This is a genomic window from Streptococcus mitis (assembly GCF_000960025.1).
GTDB classification, from domain to species: Bacteria; Bacillota; Bacilli; order Lactobacillales; family Streptococcaceae; genus Streptococcus; species Streptococcus mitis_DH.
The window spans coordinates 1,047,087-1,064,932 of record NZ_JYGQ01000001.1; the positions used below are offsets into that span (position 1 = coordinate 1,047,087).

At 40.5% G+C, this 17,846-nt stretch carries 20 protein-coding genes and 3 riboswitches; of the genes, 1 reads left to right on the forward strand and 19 read right to left on the reverse strand.

What is annotated here, in order from left to right:
• Window positions 1–3: 3 nt before the first annotated feature.
• Window positions 4–375, reverse strand: a complete 372-nt coding sequence (locus TZ91_RS05415; protein ID WP_033687202.1) for a cupredoxin domain-containing protein — start codon at window positions 373–375, stop codon at window positions 4–6.
• 10 nt (window positions 376–385) lie between these two features.
• Window positions 386–781: a CopY/TcrY family copper transport repressor gene (locus tag TZ91_RS05420; protein WP_001167197.1), complete on the reverse strand. Its 396-nt coding sequence runs from the start codon at window positions 779–781 to the stop codon at window positions 386–388.
• 183 nt (window positions 782–964) lie between these two features.
• Window positions 965–1,062: riboswitch (TPP riboswitch) on the forward strand.
• A gap of 83 nt (window positions 1,063–1,145) precedes the next feature.
• Here TZ91_RS05420 and thiD point away from each other — a divergent pair.
• Window positions 1,146–1,937, forward strand: coding sequence for a bifunctional hydroxymethylpyrimidine kinase/phosphomethylpyrimidine kinase (gene thiD / locus TZ91_RS05425; RefSeq protein ID WP_033687204.1), 792 nt, complete (start codon window positions 1,146–1,148; stop codon window positions 1,935–1,937).
• Window positions 1,938–2,098: 161 nt separating this feature from the next.
• On the opposite strand, the gene thiE (TZ91_RS05430) is transcribed toward thiD, so the two are convergent.
• The 17 genes from thiE (TZ91_RS05430) to TZ91_RS05510 all read right to left on the reverse strand — a co-directional run bounded on the left by thiE (TZ91_RS05430) (window position 2,099) and on the right by TZ91_RS05510 (window position 17,845).
• Window positions 2,099–2,731, reverse strand: a complete 633-nt coding sequence (thiE, locus tag TZ91_RS05430; RefSeq protein ID WP_033687206.1) for a thiamine phosphate synthase — start codon at window positions 2,729–2,731, stop codon at window positions 2,099–2,101.
• A complete protein-coding gene (thiM, locus tag TZ91_RS05435; protein WP_033687207.1) occupies window positions 2,724–3,527 on the reverse strand; it encodes a hydroxyethylthiazole kinase in 804 nt (267 codons plus the stop codon). The genes thiE (TZ91_RS05430) and thiM (TZ91_RS05435) overlap by 8 nt, the downstream gene beginning before the upstream one ends.
• The gene (gene thiW / locus TZ91_RS05440) at window positions 3,527–4,051 is read right to left on the reverse strand and encodes an energy coupling factor transporter S component ThiW (RefSeq protein WP_033687208.1); all 525 of its coding nucleotides are present in this window, start codon (window positions 4,049–4,051) and stop codon (window positions 3,527–3,529) included. The genes thiM (TZ91_RS05435) and thiW overlap by 1 nt, the downstream gene beginning before the upstream one ends.
• A gap of 4 nt (window positions 4,052–4,055) precedes the next feature.
• Window positions 4,056–4,748, reverse strand: coding sequence for a thiaminase II (tenA, locus tag TZ91_RS05445; RefSeq protein WP_033687210.1), 693 nt, complete (start codon window positions 4,746–4,748; stop codon window positions 4,056–4,058).
• Window positions 4,749–4,758: 10 nt separating this feature from the next.
• On the reverse strand, window positions 4,759–5,409 hold the full coding sequence (locus TZ91_RS05450) for an energy-coupling factor transporter transmembrane component T (RefSeq protein ID WP_033685232.1): 651 nt from the start codon (window positions 5,407–5,409) through the stop codon (window positions 4,759–4,761).
• 1 nt (window position 5,410) lies between these two features.
• Window positions 5,411–6,796, reverse strand: coding sequence for an ATP-binding cassette domain-containing protein (locus TZ91_RS05455; RefSeq protein WP_033687212.1), 1,386 nt, complete (start codon window positions 6,794–6,796; stop codon window positions 5,411–5,413).
• Window positions 6,797–7,357, reverse strand: a complete 561-nt coding sequence (locus TZ91_RS05460; protein ID WP_000915275.1) for an ECF transporter S component — start codon at window positions 7,355–7,357, stop codon at window positions 6,797–6,799.
• Between the two features lie 156 nt (window positions 7,358–7,513).
• Window positions 7,514–7,602: riboswitch (TPP riboswitch) on the reverse strand.
• A gap of 195 nt (window positions 7,603–7,797) precedes the next feature.
• Window positions 7,798–8,430: a thiamine phosphate synthase gene (thiE, locus tag TZ91_RS05465; RefSeq protein ID WP_033687214.1), complete on the reverse strand. Its 633-nt coding sequence runs from the start codon at window positions 8,428–8,430 to the stop codon at window positions 7,798–7,800.
• A gap of 1 nt (window position 8,431) precedes the next feature.
• Window positions 8,432–9,214 carry a hydroxyethylthiazole kinase gene (gene thiM, locus TZ91_RS05470; RefSeq protein ID WP_033687215.1) on the reverse strand — a complete coding sequence of 261 codons (783 nt, stop codon included), beginning with the start codon at window positions 9,212–9,214 and terminating at the stop codon, window positions 8,432–8,434.
• 128 nt (window positions 9,215–9,342) lie between these two features.
• Entirely contained in the window at window positions 9,343–10,011 is a 669-nt protein-coding gene (locus TZ91_RS05475) for a TenA family protein (RefSeq protein ID WP_033687216.1), read from the reverse strand.
• 215 nt (window positions 10,012–10,226) lie between these two features.
• Window positions 10,227–10,315: riboswitch (TPP riboswitch) on the reverse strand.
• Between the two features lie 148 nt (window positions 10,316–10,463).
• A complete protein-coding gene (lctO, locus tag TZ91_RS05480; protein WP_000120723.1) occupies window positions 10,464–11,600 on the reverse strand; it encodes an L-lactate oxidase in 1,137 nt (378 codons plus the stop codon).
• 232 nt (window positions 11,601–11,832) lie between these two features.
• Window positions 11,833–12,465 carry an orotate phosphoribosyltransferase gene (gene pyrE, locus TZ91_RS05485; protein ID WP_033687217.1) on the reverse strand — a complete coding sequence of 211 codons (633 nt, stop codon included), beginning with the start codon at window positions 12,463–12,465 and terminating at the stop codon, window positions 11,833–11,835.
• 33 nt (window positions 12,466–12,498) lie between these two features.
• Window positions 12,499–13,200 (reverse strand): orotidine-5'-phosphate decarboxylase, encoded by a 702-nt coding sequence (gene pyrF / locus TZ91_RS05490; RefSeq protein ID WP_033687218.1) that lies wholly within the window; start codon window positions 13,198–13,200, stop codon window positions 12,499–12,501.
• Window positions 13,201–13,433: 233 nt separating this feature from the next.
• Entirely contained in the window at window positions 13,434–14,678 is a 1,245-nt protein-coding gene (locus tag TZ91_RS05495; RefSeq protein WP_033687219.1) for a cell division protein FtsQ/DivIB, read from the reverse strand.
• A 9-nt stretch (window positions 14,679–14,687) separates the two neighbouring features.
• Window positions 14,688–15,746, reverse strand: a complete 1,059-nt coding sequence (locus TZ91_RS05500; protein WP_045597171.1) for a UDP-N-acetylglucosamine--N-acetylmuramyl-(pentapeptide) pyrophosphoryl-undecaprenol N-acetylglucosamine transferase — start codon at window positions 15,744–15,746, stop codon at window positions 14,688–14,690.
• Window position 15,747: 1 nt separating this feature from the next.
• On the reverse strand, window positions 15,748–17,100 hold the full coding sequence (murD, locus tag TZ91_RS05505) for a UDP-N-acetylmuramoyl-L-alanine--D-glutamate ligase (RefSeq protein WP_033687220.1): 1,353 nt from the start codon (window positions 17,098–17,100) through the stop codon (window positions 15,748–15,750).
• Window positions 17,101–17,203: 103 nt separating this feature from the next.
• Complete coding sequence (locus tag TZ91_RS05510; RefSeq protein WP_033679988.1) at window positions 17,204–17,845, reverse strand: ABC transporter ATP-binding protein; 642 nt, start codon at window positions 17,843–17,845, stop codon at window positions 17,204–17,206.
• Window position 17,846: the final 1 nt, after the last annotated feature.

A 17,846-nucleotide genomic window follows, 5' to 3' on the forward strand; every position in this document is an offset into this window, starting at 1 on the left:
CTCCTATTCTACAATCATCTTACCGTGCATCATATTCATGCCACAAGAGAAACCATACTCTCCAGCCTGCTCAGGCGTAATTTCCACTATATACTCTTCCCCCATAGGCAGGTCCGCATGCACACCAAAGTCTGGAAAAACAATTTGGTCCAGACAGGGTGAAGGGTCCTTACGGTCAAAGACAATGCGGGCTGGCACTGATTTCTTGAGGATAATCAACTCAGGCGTATAGCCCCCCATGACATCCACTCGAATCTCTTGGTAGCCGTTTTTTTGCTGGGCCTTTTGTCCAGATTTTTCAGGCTTTTTGAAAAACCAAAACAAGATAAACGCGATAAGGTCAATACAAATAATGGTTACAATGCTATTTAACATGACGTCTCCTTTACATACAATTACATTTTACTTCTGTTACAGCGCTTGATTTCTTCTCAGAAATCACAGCTTCCAAGTCTTCCAAGTCAGCCTGAGTAAAATCACATTCAGCAATCAAATCAGCCAACAAGTTCTTAATCCTACGAGAACAAACCTTGTCCTTGATATCTTGGACAAGTAAATCCCGACTTTGGTCCAAAGTTAAAAGGGCTGAATAGACAAAGAACTTGCCTTCTTTTTTCCTTGTCAGACACTCTTTCTCAACCAAACGAGCCAAAAGAGTTTGAATGGTTGACTTGGACCAGTCGAACCGCTCCGCCAGAACCCTGATCAAATCCGTACTGGTCTGCTCTCCTTGCATCCAAATAATCTTCATAACCTGCCATTCTGCATCTGAAATCTGCATTATCACACCTCCAAAATCTACATTTGTCAATTACAATTATCAGTATACCCTTAAAATCTACATTTGTCAACTATAAAATTAATTTTTTCTTTGAAAAATAGAATTTTAACCCTATGATAAAGGATTTTCAATCAAATCTTACTATATAAACTATAAAAATATGCTATACTAAAGAAAAAAGAAAACAACCACTAGGGGTGCGTAAAGCTGAGATTAACGACTGTTAGACCCTTTGACTCAATCTAGGTAATGCTAGCTGATGGAAGTGGAAATGATAATGGGGACTAGCAGTCTTCTATTGCCTTTCTAAAACAGACTAGCTTGTTCTTAAGAATACAAACTTCAGTTGGTTGGGAGGTTTTAGATGACTTATTTACCCGTTGCTTTGACCATTGCAGGGACTGACCCTAGTGGTGGTGCTGGCATTATGGCTGATTTAAAGTCGTTCCAAGCTAGAGATGTCTATGGAATGGCCGTTGTGACCAGTCTTGTCGCTCAAAATACCAGAGGCGTTCAATTAATCGAGCACGTTTCTCCTCAAATGTTGAAAGCCCAATTGGAGAGTGTCTTTTCGGATATCAAGCCTCAGGCTGTAAAAACTGGGATGTTGGCAACTACTGAAATCATGGAAATCATCCAGCCCTATCTTAAAAAGCTGGATTGTCCCTACGTCCTTGATCCTGTTATGGTCGCTACTAGTGGAGACACTCTGATTGATTCCAGTGCCAGAGACTACCTAAAAACAAATCTGCTTCCCCTTGCAACCATTATCACTCCGAATCTTCCTGAGGCAGAAGAGATTGTTGGTTTTTCAATCCATGATCCTGAAGACATGCAGCGTGCTGGTCGCCTGATTTTAAAAGAATTTGGTCCTCAGTCTGTGGTAATCAAAGGTGGGCATCTCGAAGGCGGTGCTAAGGATTTCCTCTTTACCAAGGATGACCAATTTATCTGGGAAAGTCCACGAATTCAAACCTGTCATACACATGGTACTGGATGTACCTTTGCTGCAGTGATTACTGCTGAACTAGCCAAGGGGAAAACCCTCTATCAAGCAGTCAATAAAGCCAAGGCCTTTATCACGAAAGCCATCCAAGACGCCCCTCAACTCGGTCATGGTTCTGGCCCAGTCAACCATACAAGCTTTAAAGATTAAAAAAAAACTCTCTAGTTCCCACTTTAAGGGAATTAGAGAGTTTTTATATTCTTAGAAAATCTCTTCAAACTATGTCAGCTTTATCTGCAACCTCAAAGCTGTGCTTTGAGCAACCTGCGACTAGCTTCCTAGTTTGCTCTTTGATTTTCATTGAGTATTAATTAGAAAATAATGTCATCCAACTTTGTTAAGAAGGCTTGCGTTTTTGCCTTTATATCTTCTGCCTGCATCAAATCACGCACTACAGCTACACCAGCTATACCCGTGCCAATAAGTTGGTCAATATTCTCTGATGTCAAGCCGCCAATAGCAACTACTGGAATGGCGACCCTTTGGCAAATTGTCTTCAAGGTTGAAATCAGGGTGATAGGCGCATTTTCCTTGGTCGTAGTCGGGAAAATGGCTCCTGTCCCCAAGTAATTCGCCCCTCCTTCTTCTGCCTCGAGGGCTCTTTTTACAGTTTTAGCTGTGACACCAAGTATTTTGTCAGGGCCCAAGACTTGTCGGGCAACCGAAACGGGTAATTCATCGTCGCCAATATGCAAACCAGCAGCATCAACCGCAAGACAGACATCCAAACGATCATCGATTATCAAGGGTACCTGATAGGCATCTGTTATTTCCTTGACTTGTTTTGCCAGTTGATAATATTGATTGGTTGTGAGATTTTTTTCTCGTAATTGGATTATGGTAACGCCTGAACGGCAAGCTTTCTCAACTTTTTCAAGAAAGCTTTCCAAGGAATCTTGATAGCGATTGGTTACCAGATACAGTCTAAGTGCCTCTCTATTCATAAATATCTCCTTTAATGGCATCTAGCCAGTTTTCATCTCTTTTGAGGAGCGAAAGCTGATTGAGAACTTGGTATCGAAAATCTTCCAATCCCATTCCTTGAACAACTATTTTCTCAGCAGAGATATTGAGATAAGAAACCGCTAGGCAGGAAGCTTCAAAGCCAGTCTTTCCTTGGCTGAGAAAAACAGCTGTTAAAGCTCCAACCAAGTCTCCTGTCCCTGTTATCCAGTCTAATTCAGCACAGCCATTTCCCAGTACAGCGACCTGATTCTTCGAAACGATGAGATCCTTAGGGCCTGTGACTAAGAATGACATACCTGGATAGATCTGGCACCAGTCTTTCAAGACTTGAAGCAAATCCTCAGTTTCTTGATCTTTAGCACTCGCATCTACCCCAACGCCGTGGTGTTTTAAGCCAACAAGACTTCGGATTTCCGACATATTTCCTTTAAGTACCGTAGGTCTATAGTCTAAAAGGTCTTTAACTAAGCTCTTACGAATGGATGAAACTGTTACGCCAACTGCATCTACTACCATTGGAAGACAAACTTGATCTGCATAAGAAGCTGCCATACGGATTGCTTTTTCCTTCTCAGCTGACAAATGCCCCAAATTGATGAAGAGTGCCTGGCTTTGCTTAGTAAAATCAAGAACCTCACGGGGATCATCTGCCATAACTGGTTTACATCCCAGAGCCAAAATCCCATTTGCTAGCATCTCACAAGAAATCTCATTGGTGATGCAGTGAATTAGGGAACTAGAGCCTAGAGGAAAGGGATTTGTAAATGCCTGCATCAGTCTATCCTTTCACTGAAAAAATATCCTTGCACTTTTTTAAAGAATTCCTGCTTGATTAAAAATCGAAAGGCAATAAAGGAAATCACTGTACCAATCAAGGTTGCTCCGAAAAATCGAGGAGTGTAGATAAACCAGCTAAGCTTAGCAGCCGATCCTGTAAAAAGTACCATAACAGGATAAGAAACAATAGAACCAATAATACCTGTTCCCAAAATTTCTCCTAGAGCAGAATAGTGAAATTTCCGACCGTACTTATAAAAGAGACCTGCAAGAAGGGCTCCAAAAGTCGCTCCTGTAAGTGCTAAAGGCGGAATCCCTTGAGTCGTCATACGGATAAAGGCTGTGACTGTAGCCATGACCAAGGCATAAACAGGTCCCATCATGATTCCTGCCAGAATATTAACTACACTGGACATCGGTGCCATACCCTCAATCCGAAAGATAGGCGTAAGGACTACATCAAGGGCAATCATCATGGATAAAATGGTTAATTTGTGAACTTGTAATCGGTGATTTCTCATGTTACTATTCTTCTCCTGTTTCTAAAGACTGTAAATCGCTCTTCCATGTCTGATGTTGGTAGGCCATTTCCCAAAACTTGGCTTCCATATGAACACTGATGTGGAAGGCATCTAGCATTTTTTTCTTGTCTGTCTCGTCACTTTCTCGATAAAGTTGATTGACCAAAACTTCTTCCTCTCTGATCTGCTGCTCCAACTCATCCGTAATATAAGTTTCAATCCATTGTTGGTAGAGAAGATTTGGTGATGGTTTAAGATTAAGTGATTTGCCTATATCATGATATAGCCAAGGACAAGGAAGCAAACTTGCAAAAGCGATGGCTAAGTTTGGCTCTGCAAGTTGACGATAAATGTGCGAAATGTAATGATAACAAGTTGGAGCGATTGGATGTTGCTCCATTTCCTGATCGCTGATTTCCAATTCCTTGAAAAATTGTTGGCGGATAAATAACTCACCTTCCACTAGACTCTGGGCATTTTGTTTCAAGAGTCTTTTCATCTCTTGGTTTGAAGTCTTATCAGCCAAAAGGTGATAGATTTCTGAGAAGGCCTTCAGATAGTAGGCATCCTGAATCAGGTAATAGCGGAAAATGGCAGGTTCTAAATTCCCCTCTTGCAACTGTAAAATAAAGGGATGATGAAAGGAAGCCTGCCAAGCTTCCTTGGATAATTCCATCGCAATATCTGTAAATTCCATAATAACTCCTTTATAAAAATAGACTGGTTTGAAGCAATAAAAAGAAAAGCAGGTAGATTAATTTTATTTTTTTAGAAATATAAAAGATCCGATAGCGATTCTCCACCTGTGCATGTTCGTCATATCCATGCGCCGATAGAGCTCTCAGGTAAAGATGGCGCCATCTAAAGACTGTCATCAGAACCTTGCTGTAAATCAAGGGAGACCAAACATGCAGTTCTTGACCACGTAATAGACAAGCTTCCTTGAGGGACTTGATTTCTTGCTGAATAAGGGGGAAGGAATTGAATACCACAATCAAGGCATAGGCCCAAGAGCGTGATAACCCCTTTTGAGCCAAGTACAAGAGAAGCTCTTTTAGGGAAATAGAGGAAACAAAGACAAGACCAATACAAACGGTCACAAAGGCCCTCGTTCCAAGCATGACTGCCTGCGAAGCATCTCCATGTAACTGAACTGCCCAGTAGTTGGCCAAAGATGGCAAAATGGCGAGCAGAATCATCCAAGCCAATACTTTAAATCGCCGGTAATAGAGCATAAAGAGAATGCAAAATGCGACTACTGAAAGATTCAGAGCAATCGAAGGAATAAAAGATGTTTCCAAGGATAAAATCAGCAAGAAGAGACTGATAATTGGTGTCTGGGTTTCTACTTTGACCATACTACTTCACCTCCCCTTGAGTATTGCTACTCTGAGATGTGAGTGGTTTGGTAATTGTCACTTCTTTCACATGACTGAGACCCTGACTAGTCATCTCAATCCAATAATCAACCACAGAGATCAAGGGATCTAAACGATGGCTAATGATCAGAAAACTTCTTCCTTGATTTCTCTCCTCCACAATCCACTGATAAAAATATTGACAAGCTCTATCATCCAAACCTGCAAAAGGTTCATCTAGTAAAATCACAGAAGCCTTGCTAGTCAAGATGGCCAAGAGCTGTAGAATCTTTTGCTGGCCACCACTTAATTGATAGGGGCTCTTATCGAGTGCCTGCTCCAGATCAAAATATCGTAAAGCTTGGAAAATTCGTTGATTTCTTTCAGAATCAGGTCCATCTAATTGAAGTTCTTCTCGCAGACTGACTCGGATAAACTGCTTCTCAGCTTCCTGAACAACACCCGTCAAATCACGATACAAACTCTTTTTCTTTTTAAGAACCGAACCCTTCCAAGTAATGCGCCCCTTATACTTTTGAAATTGAAGAATAGAGCGAAAGAGGGTTGATTTCCCGACACCATTGTCACCCAAAATACAGGAAATTCCTTGGTAGAATGTAAAATCCGCAATTGAAAAGAGGGGACGCTTATCCAGCTCACAAGTTGTTTTGTCCATATGGAATAGTTCTGGACTAGAAGTAACTTCCTTTGAAGAAACCTGTGTCAGCTCAGAGGTAGGGATTTGATTTATTTTCCTTAGTTGTCCGTCTCTTAGCTCCACCATATGGTCGATATAGGCTTCATAATCAGATAAATCATGGTCGCACAAAATAACTGTCTTCCCATCAGAGACCAACTCTTTTAGAATCTCCAATATCTCTATCCTACTCTTGCGGTCAATGGAAGCCAAAGGCTCATCCAAGAGATAGACCCTAGGATTCATAGCAAAGAGAACAGCCAAAGCAGCCTTTTGCTTTTCCCCACCTGATAAGTGATGAATTGGACGGTGCAAAATCGCCTTGCAGCGACATTGCTGGACAACATCTGCTATTTTAGAATCAATTTCCTGAACGGGATGCCCAATATTTTCCAAGGTAAAAATTAGCTCCTCAAACAAGTTCTCCATGGTAAATTGATGATTGGGATTTTGAAAGAGGATACCAACCGTCTGGAAACGTTCGATGATAGAAAGCTGACTGACCTCGCTCCCATTTATCAGGACTTGACCGCTATAGGGAAGAGAACTGACTTGGGCAATCATTTGAAAGAGACTAGATTTTCCTGAACCGCTGCTTCCAACTAACAAGGTAAAGGCTTGCGCATGAAAAGTAAAATCAATCGGCTCAGAGAAGATTGGGGACTGAATCGCTCGTAGTTCCAGCCCCATCTATGCCTTGCCTCCAGCTGCAAACTGATGATAAAGTTTGACAATTGCACGAACCAAGATAGTACAGAAGAAAAAGACGGAAATAAAACGTACTACAAGCAAAGAAAGGACAAAAGGAAGGGAGAAGGCATAGTAACCTAACTTAATGTATTCATAGACAAAGCTAACAAGCGTAATCCCAATACTATTGGCAGTTAGAGAGAGCCAACTTTCATAGCGATTCTTGGTTACGATAAAACCAAGTTCACTTCCCAAACCTTGAACCAAGCCAGACAAAAGGGCACCTAGACCGAATTGGCTACCATAAAGGACTTCAGCAAGCGCAGCTAGCACTTCTCCAATCGTTGCACTTCCCACTCTTGGAACAAAAATGGCAGCAATAGGCGCAGCCATACACCAGAGACCAAAGAGGATTTCATTGGCAAAGGCCTGTAAACCAAGAGGGGCTAAAATCAGAGTGAGGATATCAAATAGATAGCCTGAACCCACAAAAACGCCACCAAAAAAGATAGACAAGAAAGCAAGTAAGATAACATCTTTTAACTGCCATTTTTTCAACATAAAAAAACTCCTTTTTTAAAGAAAAGTGGGGCATTCAAGCTGAGCTACCTAAATGCTTTGTATCATCTTCATCCAGTTTCGTAAAAGAAAAAACTCTAATTACAGATAGAAATTAGAGTTCAGCTTACAAGATTAGATGGTTAGTTTCTATAAATACAAAACCATTTCACATTTCCCTTCGCCAGTCTTAACTGTATCAGGTTCAATGGGTATCATCTCAGCCTAAAGCACCCCAAATGTCTTTATTATTTAATTATATAAATATTATAACAAACGATTTTTTTCAGTTCAAGAAATTGAACTGAGAAATAAGCTAGGCCAATCTATTGTAGTAAAATCACTAAGTAAACCATATAAACAGCCTATTCACTTATGAAGGATAACAACCCAACTTATCGAGTGAGAGAATCCTATTGACTTAAAATACAAGAATAAAAAAGTTAAAATTGTTCACTCATTTCTCGAACAGTTTTTTCTATATTTTTTGCATACGATATTGCTGAAATGATTGAAACACCGTCAACATTGGTCTTCATAATGTCTTTAATATGTTGCGTCTGTATCCCACCAATTGCAACTAAGGGCATTTGTGGCAATAGTTTTCTCATCAATTTAAGGCCTTCATAACCTATAGCACCACCAGCATCATCCTTTGACTGGGTATCAAATACAGGACCAACACCAACATAATCTACATATTCAACTTTTGATTGTTGAAATTCTTCCTCGTTTTTTATAGAAAGACCAATTATTTTATCTGGCATCAATTTTCTAATTTCATCAACTCCAAGGTCATCTTGTCCTACATGTACGCCATCAGCGTCAATTTCCATTGCCAAATCAATATCATCATTAACAATAAACGGAACATTGTATTTTTTACAAAGATCCTGTAGTTTAATTGCTAATTCGACTTTTTCTTTACCTTCTAAGGCTCCCTCCCCTTTTTCACGGAATTGAAATAAGGTTATACCACCTTTTAAGGCTTCCTCAATGACCTTATAAAGATCTTTTCCTTGGCAAGTAGTCGTTCCACAAATAAAATATAGTTTTAGTAATTCTTTATGAAACATTTTACTTCACTCTTTTGAATTTCTTTACATCTTCATCTGTAATCTCGTATAAGGCATTTATAAATTCAACTTTAAATGTTCCAGGAAGATGTCCATTTAGACGTTTTTCTGCCATTTCTCCAGCGATATTGTAAACCAACATTGCTGTTTCTAATGATTTCAATTCTTGACCTTTTTCTAGTCCGATAAAGCTTGCTACTACAGCACCTAATAAACATCCTGTCCCAATAACTTTTGGCATCATGGCACTACCATTATGAATCGTTACCACTTCTCCATTTACCGCAATAGCATCCACTTCACCTGTTACTACTATTGGAATATTGAACTTCTCATTTGCTGCTAGAGCAATTTCATCAATATTATCTACTCCCGCACTGTCTACTCCTTTAGATGCCACATTTATCCCTACTAAAGAGGCAATCTCTCCAGCATTTCCTCTAATCGCTGCGAGTTTGTAATTGTTAATTAGATCATCTGCTACTTTTTTTCTATATTCTCCTGCTCCACAGGCTACAGGATCTAAAACTGCTGGGACATTATATTTCTCTGCAATTTTCAAAGCAGCTTGGTATAATTTCCAATTTTCATCTGTCAATGTTCCTATGTTTATTAATAAACCTCCAGCATACTTTAACAAATCCTCTAAATCTGCAGGAAACTCACTCATAGCTGGTGATGCACCCAGTGCTACTAATCCATTTGCTGTGAAATTTTTTACGACATCATTGGTGATGCAAATGACCAAAGGTGCTTTTTCTTTTAATAATTTTAAACTTGTCATATTGAAATCCTTCCTTTTCACTTTATACGATCTACTGATTTCGATTTATCTCTATCTTTCGTTAAGAAATTTTTTTATTTACATCGAATAATTTACCTCATCAAATTTGTAAATATCCTAAACCTTCACTAGGTGTCATAGCCAATATCAAAAAAGGCTAATTCTAAGGCAACTGCTTGATTCCAGCGTTCCTGAAGTTCTGTCAAATCTTCTCGACCTTTCCCGAAACGATTGAGTTCGTCAACCAGAAATTGAACCCACTCTGCAAAGAAAGGACCTCTGTGGAGATTGATCCATTCCGAATGAATATAGGCTTCAGGTAGAGCCAAATCTTTAGAACCCCAGTCTAGATAGAGCCCTTCTGCAATGACCAGCATGACCAAAAGATGGGCATAGTCTGATGATGACACAGCAGAATACATAAGCTCCTGAAAGGCTTTTGTTACAGGATGCAAGGTCACTTCCTGATAATCATTCTCAGATACTTTTAACTCTTTAAAAGCCTTTTGGAAATAACCGTCTTCATCTGCTTCAAGAAAGCCTAGTTGCTTGGCAAAACGAAGCTTGGATTCAAGCTGGTCTGCGTGGGCTACGCAGGCACCCAGCATGGATAAGAAGGCATCAAAGAAGTGATAATCTTGAATTAGGTAGTCTTTTAAGACCTTATTCTCAATTGTCCCCTCAAAAAGTTCCTTAACAAAACGATGATTGATTGCATCCTGCCAATCCTTCTGACTGCTTTTTAATAATTCTCCAACAGTCAAACCTGGCTCAAATGCATAGTCTTGTGTTTCCATATTTACTTTTCCTCTCTTTACTCGTTCGTAATCGACAAAACATCAAGAAAATCCTAGTTTTACTTGACCTTTTTAAAGAAAATCAAGGGCGTTCAAGAAGAGCTACCTAAATACTTTGTATCACCTTCATCCAGCTTATATAAACAAAAAAACTCCAATTACAATCAAGAATTAGAGTTGACTTACAAGATTAGATCGTTCATTTCGCCATACGAAAAAAACTGTTCACATTTCCCTTCGCCAGTCTTAACTGTATCAGGTTCAATGGGTATCATCTCAGCCTAAAGCACCCCAAATGTCTTTATTATTTAATTACTGGACCAGTATAGCAAAAAATGAAAGCCCTAGCAAGATATTTGATTAGAAAATATATTTGTATAGATTTCAATGGTGATTTATTCTTCCTATAGACAAAGAAAAACCTCCACATCAAGTGGAGGCAAGCTGTTTTATCAATACAATTTTAAGTCACGTGGGTCAACTGGGAAGGTTGGGTTGTATGGGTTGTGACGAAGTTTGAAATGTTTAACATCTTCAATAGTCTGAGTTCCAGATAACTGCATGACTGTCTTCAATTCCGCATTCAAGTGTTCAAAGACTTGACGCACACCAACACTACCGCCAAGAGCCAAGCCATAGATAACCGGGCGACCAATAGCTACTAAGTCTGCTCCTGAAGCCAAGGCTTTAAAGACGTGTTGACCACGACGAATACCTGAGTCAAAGACAATTGGTACGCGTTTGTCAACTGCTTCTGCTACTTCCTGAAGTGAATCAAAGGCAGCTGGTCCACCGTCGATTTGGCGGCCACCATGGTTGGTTACCCAGATACCAGAAGCCCCTGCAGCAAGCGAACGTTCAACGTCCTCACGGCATTGTGGTCCCTTGACATACACAGGAAGTCCTGAGTATTCAGCAATAAATTCTACATCACGTGGAGACAAGCGTTGTTTAGCTGATTTGTAAACAAAGTCCATTGATTTTCCAGCACCTTCTGGCAGGTATTCTTCAACAATCGGCATGCCAACTGGGAAGACAAAACCATTACGCTTATCAACCTCACGATTACCCCCTACAGTAGCATCTGCTGTCAAGACAATCGCTTTATAACCTTCAGCTTTCACACGGTCCATGATGTGGCGATTGATTCCATCATCTTTACTAAAATAAAATTGGAACCAGTGAGGTGTCCCTTGAAGAGCTTCCGTAATTTCTGGAAGGTCTACAGTAGAGTAAGAGCTAGTTGTATAAAGAGAACCAAACTCATGCACACCACGCGCAGTCGCCACTTCACCCTGTTCATTTGCCAATTTATGAGCCGCAACAGGCGCCATAATGATTGGTGAAGACAATTTTTCACCTGCAAATTCAATCTCTGTACTTGGATTTTCTACATTGCAAAGCGTATGCGGAACGATGAGTTTGTGGTTAAAGGCGCGAATATTCTCACGTAAAGTAAAAGTATCTTCTGCTCCACTAGCGATATAGCCAAATGCTGCTTTAGGGATAACTTGTTGCGCCATTGGTTCCAAATCATAGGTATTGATGAAATCTACATGGCCTTCTGCATTGCTTGTTTTGTATGACATAAAATGTCCTCCTTAATAAGTAAGCGTTTACTTTGTATATTACAAAAATATTTTAACTCTTTTTTCAAAACTTTTCAAATATTTTGTTTGGAAATTTCATACTTTCAATCATTTTACAGAGATAATTAAAAATGATAAACTTTCTTAAGTTATGGAAATTCAACTAATCTTTTCATTTTCTAGTATAAAAAAGAAATCAGGTAATCCTAGTGACTACCTGATTTTCTATGTTTTAGGCATTTTGCCAATTTTCTTGGTCTTCTTTAAATCGTTTTAGAAGGTCGAGCCCTTCTGGTGTGATATAGCCTTCTTCTTGGGCTAGGTGAATCAATTCACTGTAGTTAGAAAGTGTTACCAGCTTAACACCGGCATCTGAGAAGTTCTTATCTGCTTTTGGCAATTGGTAGCTGAAAATCGCTACAACTCCAAGCACATCTGCTCCTTCTCGCTTGGCTGCTGCCACGGCCTCGAGAACAGAACCACCTGTTGAAATAAGATCTTCAACCACTACCATTTTTTGACCTTGATCTACCCGACCTTCGATTTGATTACCAGCACCGTGGTCTTTTGGTTTGCTACGGATGTAGGCAAATGGCAAGTTCATCTTATCAGCAATAATAGCTCCGTGAGGAATCCCTGCTGTCGCAGTTCCTGCAATCACCTCAACCTCCGGAAAGGCTTCTTTGATAGCATCCACAAAGCCATTTTCAATTAGGGTACGAGTTTCTGGATAGGCTAGTGTCACACGATTATCAGTGTAAATGGGTGACTTGATACCAGATGCCCAAGTGAAAGGCTCCTCTGGTTTGAGGTAAACGGCTTGAATTTTCAAGAGGTGGCTAGCGATATCTTTAGCAAGTGTCATGGTATTCTCCTTTTATTTTTCTAATCTAGTTCTTTAATTCCAGTCCTGTGTCCATTCATCCTTGATGGCATGATAAGCTACAACAGGATCCTCAGCTTGAGTAATGGGACGTCCCACTACGATATAGTCACTGCCGATTTGATAGGCATCTGCTGGCGTCATGACGCGTTTTTGATCCCCTACTGCAGCACCTGCAGGGCGAATTCCTGGTGTTAGACAGATAAAATCTGGATTGGTGGCCTTCTTGATGAGTTGCACTTCCTGAGCCGAGCAAACGACACCATCCAAGCCCGCTTCAGCTGTCTTCTTAGCATAATGAATCACAGACTCTTGCAGGCTGGTTTGGATATTTTGAAAATCCTTCATCTGAGCTTCTGAGGTTGATGTGAGCTGAGTGACAGCGATCAATTTGGCTTGACTTCCAAGACCTTCACGCGCAGCCTTCATCATCTCTACACCACCAGCTGCATGAACATTGGTCATATCCACACCAAGCTGAGACAAGACCTTCATGGCTGACTTGACTGTATTGGGAATGTCATGAAGCTTGAGATCCAAAAAGACACTGTGTCCCAGATCTTTTAAGTAGGATACAATCTCAGGACCTGCTGCGTAATAAAGCTCCATCCCTACCTTTAGATAAAGGCTTTCTTCTGCTGGAAACAGAGCTAAAAATTCCTTGACTGCCTCAAAACTAGGAAAATCAAGAGCAATAACTGGACGATGTTCTCGCATAGGTTTCTCCTTTTACCTTTGCTAGTGAGAGAGTCTGGCCACAAGAAGCCACGAAAAAAGGAACCTGCCAACAGCAAGGTTCCACGAAAAATGGGTAGTCTCCACCCTTTCACCGTCTAACCTTAGCTGCCTCTCTGGACTGCTTTAAAGGTTTTTTACTATTCTATTATTTCTACTAGCACTTGTCAAGTAAAAACATGGTCACTAAAGAACTAGGAGAGAAGAGGTAAAACCTAGCGGCGCGATGAACGTCGGGTCGTTTGGTTTTGATTGCCCTCTTCTTCCAGCTTTTTCCTTTCCTCTTCTAGTTTATTCTGCTGTTCTTCCAGTCTTTTCTTCTCTTCCTCTTTTTGTTTCTTCTCAGCTTCCTTAGCCTCTTGTTTGGCTTTTTCCTCAGCCTCCATAATTAATTTATCCGCCACAGTATAACTGTAAATTCCAGCTTCCATGTCGACCACACTTGGTTCTGACAATTGAGGCTTAATCTTACTGTAATAAGGCAATTTCTTACTCATTTCAGAAAGGGGAACCAAGACTTCGTCCGAATCATTCATAGTCAATCGAATTAAATCTGATGTGACCTTGCTTGGGGCTAGCTCCACCTTTTGGATAGCAGACTTGAGTTCTGGACTAATTTGAGCAAGTTCTGACGTAAAGGTCTTGATTTGTTCGCTGTCATTAAAGAGAACTGATATATAAGTTTCTGGCAGACTCACCAAACTCACCGAACTGGTCTCAAGCTGACCGCTTGAAAGGATTGGATAATGACTTTCTCCAGAAACATAGTAGGCCACAATATCATATTCCTTGACCTTGATTGTAAACTTGGTTGGAAATTGATAGACAAGCTGAGCTGATTCAACCCAATAGTTAGACTTAATCTGCTCTTCATATTTTGCCTTATCTAGCAGAAGGTTAATTGTATAATCCGAATCCTGAATGCCTGAAGCCTGTCGAATATCATCATCTGTAGTTTGCACTGTTCCCTCAACACGAATATCTTTCATGGTCGCATAAGGGCTGAGCAAGTATGCAGAGACAACCAATAAAAGCAGACTGAGAAACAAAATCGAGATAGCCCGCCAGACATGAACTCCTGGAATTTTCGGTTTGACCGGTTTTTCCTTTACAGGCTTTTTATCTGCCTTTTTATCCTCTTTCTTTGGCTCTTTGGACTTTGATTCTTCTTTGGATACTTCTTTTTTGACCTCTTCTGACTCTTCTACTTTTTCTTTAGCATCTTCCTTAGCTGATTTTGGGTCTTTTGGTTCAGATTCACTCTCTTGGTCCTCAGTTGCATCTGACTTTTCAGATTTCGAAGCCATTCGAGCTTGTCTTTCCTTTTCCTTCTCCTCAGCTAGGGCCGCCTCTTCTTCAGCCTTCTTTTTTAGATATTCCTGATTTCGTTTCTGCCATTCTGATAACTCTTTAAATTCTTCGAGGATTTCTTTGCCCTCATTTTTCTTATCTTTTGACATTTACTTTCCTTATGATAAATCTTTTTTCAACAATTGATAAAAATCTGCTAGAGATTTCAATTCCTTAGAAGCCTTCATCTTAGCTTGATAGTCTTCCTTGTGAGTTAGTAAGTGAGAAAGCTTCTCTTCTAAACTGTCCAAGGTCAAATCGCTTTCTTGAAGCTCTTCTGCATAGCCTTTTTTTACAAAGTAAGCTGCATTTTCAATCTGGTCACCACGACTAGCTTCACGACCAAGAGGCACAATAACATGCAATTTTGCCATGGCCAAGAGCTCAAAAATCGTATTGGCACCACCCCGTGTCACAACAATATCAGCCAATTCCATCAAGGGTTGATAGAGATTAGTCACATAGTCAACACGAAAAAGATTTTGGCTCAACTCATTCAGGTTAGAATCTCCAGTTAGGTTGATAATATTGTAGCGCTCTGTCAATTCTTTCTTATGGTCTGTCACCAATTGGTTAAAGACACGAGCACCTGCAGAACCACCGACAAACAATACAGTTGGCAATTGGGGATTAAAATGGGTTTGAATATCCACCAATTCATCGGGTTCTGGATTTTTTTGATCTGAAACCTTGGTCACTGCTCCCACATGCTCAACCTTAGTCAAACTTGAAGCTTGCTCAAAGGTTGAATACATCTTCGTCGCAAATTTATAGGCGATTTTATTGGCCAAGCCCATAGATAGGTCAGATTCGTGAATAAAGACAGGCACTCCTGACACACGCGCAGCGATAACAGGCGGCACAGAGACAAAGCCTCCCTTTGAAAAAAGAGCCTGTGGACGAAGTCGCAACATGATAAAGAGCGATTGGACAATTCCCCAGCCAACTTTAAAGACGTCCAGCATATTTTGCCAAGAGAAATAACGACGCAATTTTCCAGTCGCAATGGAATGGAAGGTGACATCCAATCCTGACTTGAGGATTTCTTGGTGTTCGATACCACGCTTGTCCCCGATATAGTGGACTTCCCAGCCATCTTCGATAAACTTGGGCATTAACAAAAGGTTGAGGGTTACGTGTCCAACCGTCCCCCCACCTGTAAAGACAATTTTTTTCATATTATTCCTTTAACTCCGCTACTGTGTCGATAAAGAGGTCGCCACGTACTTCAAAGTTAGCATACATATCCCAGCTGGCATTGGCTGGACTGAGAAGAACCACGTCTCCTTGAGTCGCAAGCTCGTAGGCCTTGCGGGTCGCATCTGCAATGTCAGTCGCATCCACATATGCCACACCAGCCTTGTCTGCTGCCCGTTTGACACGTTCTGCAGACTGACCCAGGATGACCATCTTCTTGAGTCCAGTAATGTCTGGAACCAATTCGTCAAACTCATTGCCACGGTCCAAACCACCTGCAATCAAAATAACCTTGCTGTTGTCAAATCCTGACAAGGCTTTTTGAGTAGCCAAGATATTGGTTGACTTACTATCATTATAGAATTTGACACCCTTGATTTCATCCACAAACTGGAGACGGTGTTTGACACCACCAAAAGCTGAAAGAGTTTCTTTGATGGTTTTGTTATCCACACCACGAAGCTTGGCTACAGCAATCGTCGCAAGGGCATTTTCCACATTGTGGCTACCTGGAACTCCGATTTCATTCGCTTCCATGACAACTTCCCCACGGAAGTAGAGATGACCATCTTCCAGATAAGCTCCATCAACCTTTTCCTGTGTTGAAAATGGTACAACAGTAGCTTGTGTTTTAGTGGCCAATTCTTTTGCTAAGTCTTGGTTAAAGTTCAAGACAAGGAAATCAGCCGCTGTCATCTTGTTCTGGATATTCCACTTGGCTGCTACATATTCCTCAAAAGAACCGTGGTAGTCGATATGAGTTGGCATGAGGTTAGTAATAACCGCAATCTCAGGATGGAATTCTTGAACACCCATGAGTTGGAAAGAAGAAAGTTCCATAACAAGAGTGTCCTTGTCTGTCGCAGTTTGGGCCACTTGACTAGCTGGATAGCCGATATTCCCTGATAAGAGACCATGTTGGCCAGCAGCAGTCAAAACCTCCCCAATCATGGTCGTTGTGGTTGTTTTTCCATTTGAACCTGTGATACCGATAATTGGCGCTTCTGAAATCAAGTAAGCCAATTCCACTTCAGTCAAGACTGGAATACCCTTTGCCAAAGCCTTTTCAATCATAGGATTGCTGTAGGGGATACCTGGATTTTTCACCATAAGGGCAAACTCTTCATCCAAAAGTTCCAAAGGATGGCCACCTGTGATAACCTTGATCCCTTCTTCCAGCAAACTTTGCGCAGCTGGATTGTCCTCAAAAGGTTTCCCATCATTTACCGTTACAATAGCACCTAGCTTGTCCAACAAACGAGCTGCAGATTCACCAGACTTGGCTAAACCTAAAACAAGGACTTTCTTATTTTTAAATTGATCTATTACTTTCATGTCTCGAACTCCATTTCTACTCTTACTATTTTACCATTTTTATGGAAATAAAAAAGCCACAAAGTGTGTTTGTGACTCTTTCTTCTAACTGAATCTTGCCATATCATCTATGTGATAAATCGGTAACTCGAATAACTTGGTCCACTTGTTCCCAAATCAGAGGATTGTGGGTCGCAATAATAATAGTTCGATTCGGATTTTTTAAAGATTCTAGGATGGAAAGTAATTCCTCAGAGTTTTTGGGGTCTAGTGAAGCGGTTGGTTCATCTGCTAGAATCAAAGGTGGATCCTTTAAAATTATCTTCGCTAATGCAACACGTTGTGCTTCTCCTCCTGATAATTCAAAGATAGGTTGCTTCAAATCCAAATAAGAGAGGTTTACACGGTTTAGAGCTTGTTTCATCAAAGAGATTTTCTCTTTTTCTTTCAACTTTTTACCAACTAAACCCAGATTGAGATTCTCTTTGACGGTTTGACTTTCAATTAAGCCAAAATCTTGAAATAGGTATCCTAAGTAATCTCTAAAGAAAACAGAAGGCTTGATATCCTTAAGAGAAGTACCATCATAGATGATTTGCCCTTTGTCATATGGCTCTAATCGTCCAATCATATTCAAGAGTGTTGTCTTACCGCAGCCACTTGTACCGATTAAGGCATAAATTTTCCCACCTTCAAGATGAAGATTCGTATCTGAAAATAGCTGACGGCTTCCAAATTTTTTAGATATATTCTTTAGTTCAATCATC

What these genes read in the sequence shown, in the direction of transcription:
- TZ91_RS05500 (WP_045597171.1), bottom strand. Translation starts at nt 15,746, where the DNA reads ATGAAAAAAATTGTCTTTACAGGTGGGGGGACGGTTGGACACGTAACC.
- TZ91_RS05420 (WP_001167197.1), bottom strand. Translation starts at nt 781, where the DNA reads ATGCAGATTTCAGATGCAGAATGGCAGGTTATGAAGATTATTTGGATG.
- tenA (WP_033687210.1), bottom strand. Translation starts at nt 4,748, where the DNA reads ATGGAATTTACAGATATTGCGATGGAATTATCCAAGGAAGCTTGGCAG.
- murD (WP_033687220.1), bottom strand. Translation starts at nt 17,100, where the DNA reads ATGAAAGTAATAGATCAATTTAAAAATAAGAAAGTCCTTGTTTTAGGT.
- thiE (WP_033687206.1), bottom strand. Translation starts at nt 2,731, where the DNA reads ATGAATAGAGAGGCACTTAGACTGTATCTGGTAACCAATCGCTATCAA.
- TZ91_RS05455 (WP_033687212.1), bottom strand. Translation starts at nt 6,796, where the DNA reads ATGGGGCTGGAACTACGAGCGATTCAGTCCCCAATCTTCTCTGAGCCG.
- thiE (WP_033687214.1), bottom strand. Translation starts at nt 8,430, where the DNA reads ATGTTTCATAAAGAATTACTAAAACTATATTTTATTTGTGGAACGACT.
- TZ91_RS05415 (WP_033687202.1), bottom strand. Translation starts at nt 375, where the DNA reads ATGTTAAATAGCATTGTAACCATTATTTGTATTGACCTTATCGCGTTT.
- lctO (WP_000120723.1), bottom strand. Translation starts at nt 11,600, where the DNA reads ATGTCATACAAAACAAGCAATGCAGAAGGCCATGTAGATTTCATCAAT.
- TZ91_RS05460 (WP_000915275.1), bottom strand. Translation starts at nt 7,357, where the DNA reads ATGTTGAAAAAATGGCAGTTAAAAGATGTTATCTTACTTGCTTTCTTG.
- pyrF (WP_033687218.1), bottom strand. Translation starts at nt 13,200, where the DNA reads ATGCGAGAACATCGTCCAGTTATTGCTCTTGATTTTCCTAGTTTTGAG.
- TZ91_RS05495 (WP_033687219.1), bottom strand. Translation starts at nt 14,678, where the DNA reads ATGTCAAAAGATAAGAAAAATGAGGGCAAAGAAATCCTCGAAGAATTT.
- TZ91_RS05475 (WP_033687216.1), bottom strand. Translation starts at nt 10,011, where the DNA reads ATGGAAACACAAGACTATGCATTTGAGCCAGGTTTGACTGTTGGAGAA.
- thiM (WP_033687207.1), bottom strand. Translation starts at nt 3,527, where the DNA reads ATGCAGGCATTTACAAATCCCTTTCCTCTAGGCTCTAGTTCCCTAATT.
- TZ91_RS05510 (WP_033679988.1), bottom strand. Translation starts at nt 17,845, where the DNA reads ATGATTGAACTAAAGAATATATCTAAAAAATTTGGAAGCCGTCAGCTA.
- thiM (WP_033687215.1), bottom strand. Translation starts at nt 9,214, where the DNA reads ATGACAAGTTTAAAATTATTAAAAGAAAAAGCACCTTTGGTCATTTGC.
- TZ91_RS05450 (WP_033685232.1), bottom strand. Translation starts at nt 5,409, where the DNA reads ATGGTCAAAGTAGAAACCCAGACACCAATTATCAGTCTCTTCTTGCTG.
- thiD (WP_033687204.1), top strand. Translation starts at nt 1,146, where the DNA reads ATGACTTATTTACCCGTTGCTTTGACCATTGCAGGGACTGACCCTAGT.
- pyrE (WP_033687217.1), bottom strand. Translation starts at nt 12,465, where the DNA reads ATGACACTTGCTAAAGATATCGCTAGCCACCTCTTGAAAATTCAAGCC.
- thiW (WP_033687208.1), bottom strand. Translation starts at nt 4,051, where the DNA reads ATGAGAAATCACCGATTACAAGTTCACAAATTAACCATTTTATCCATG.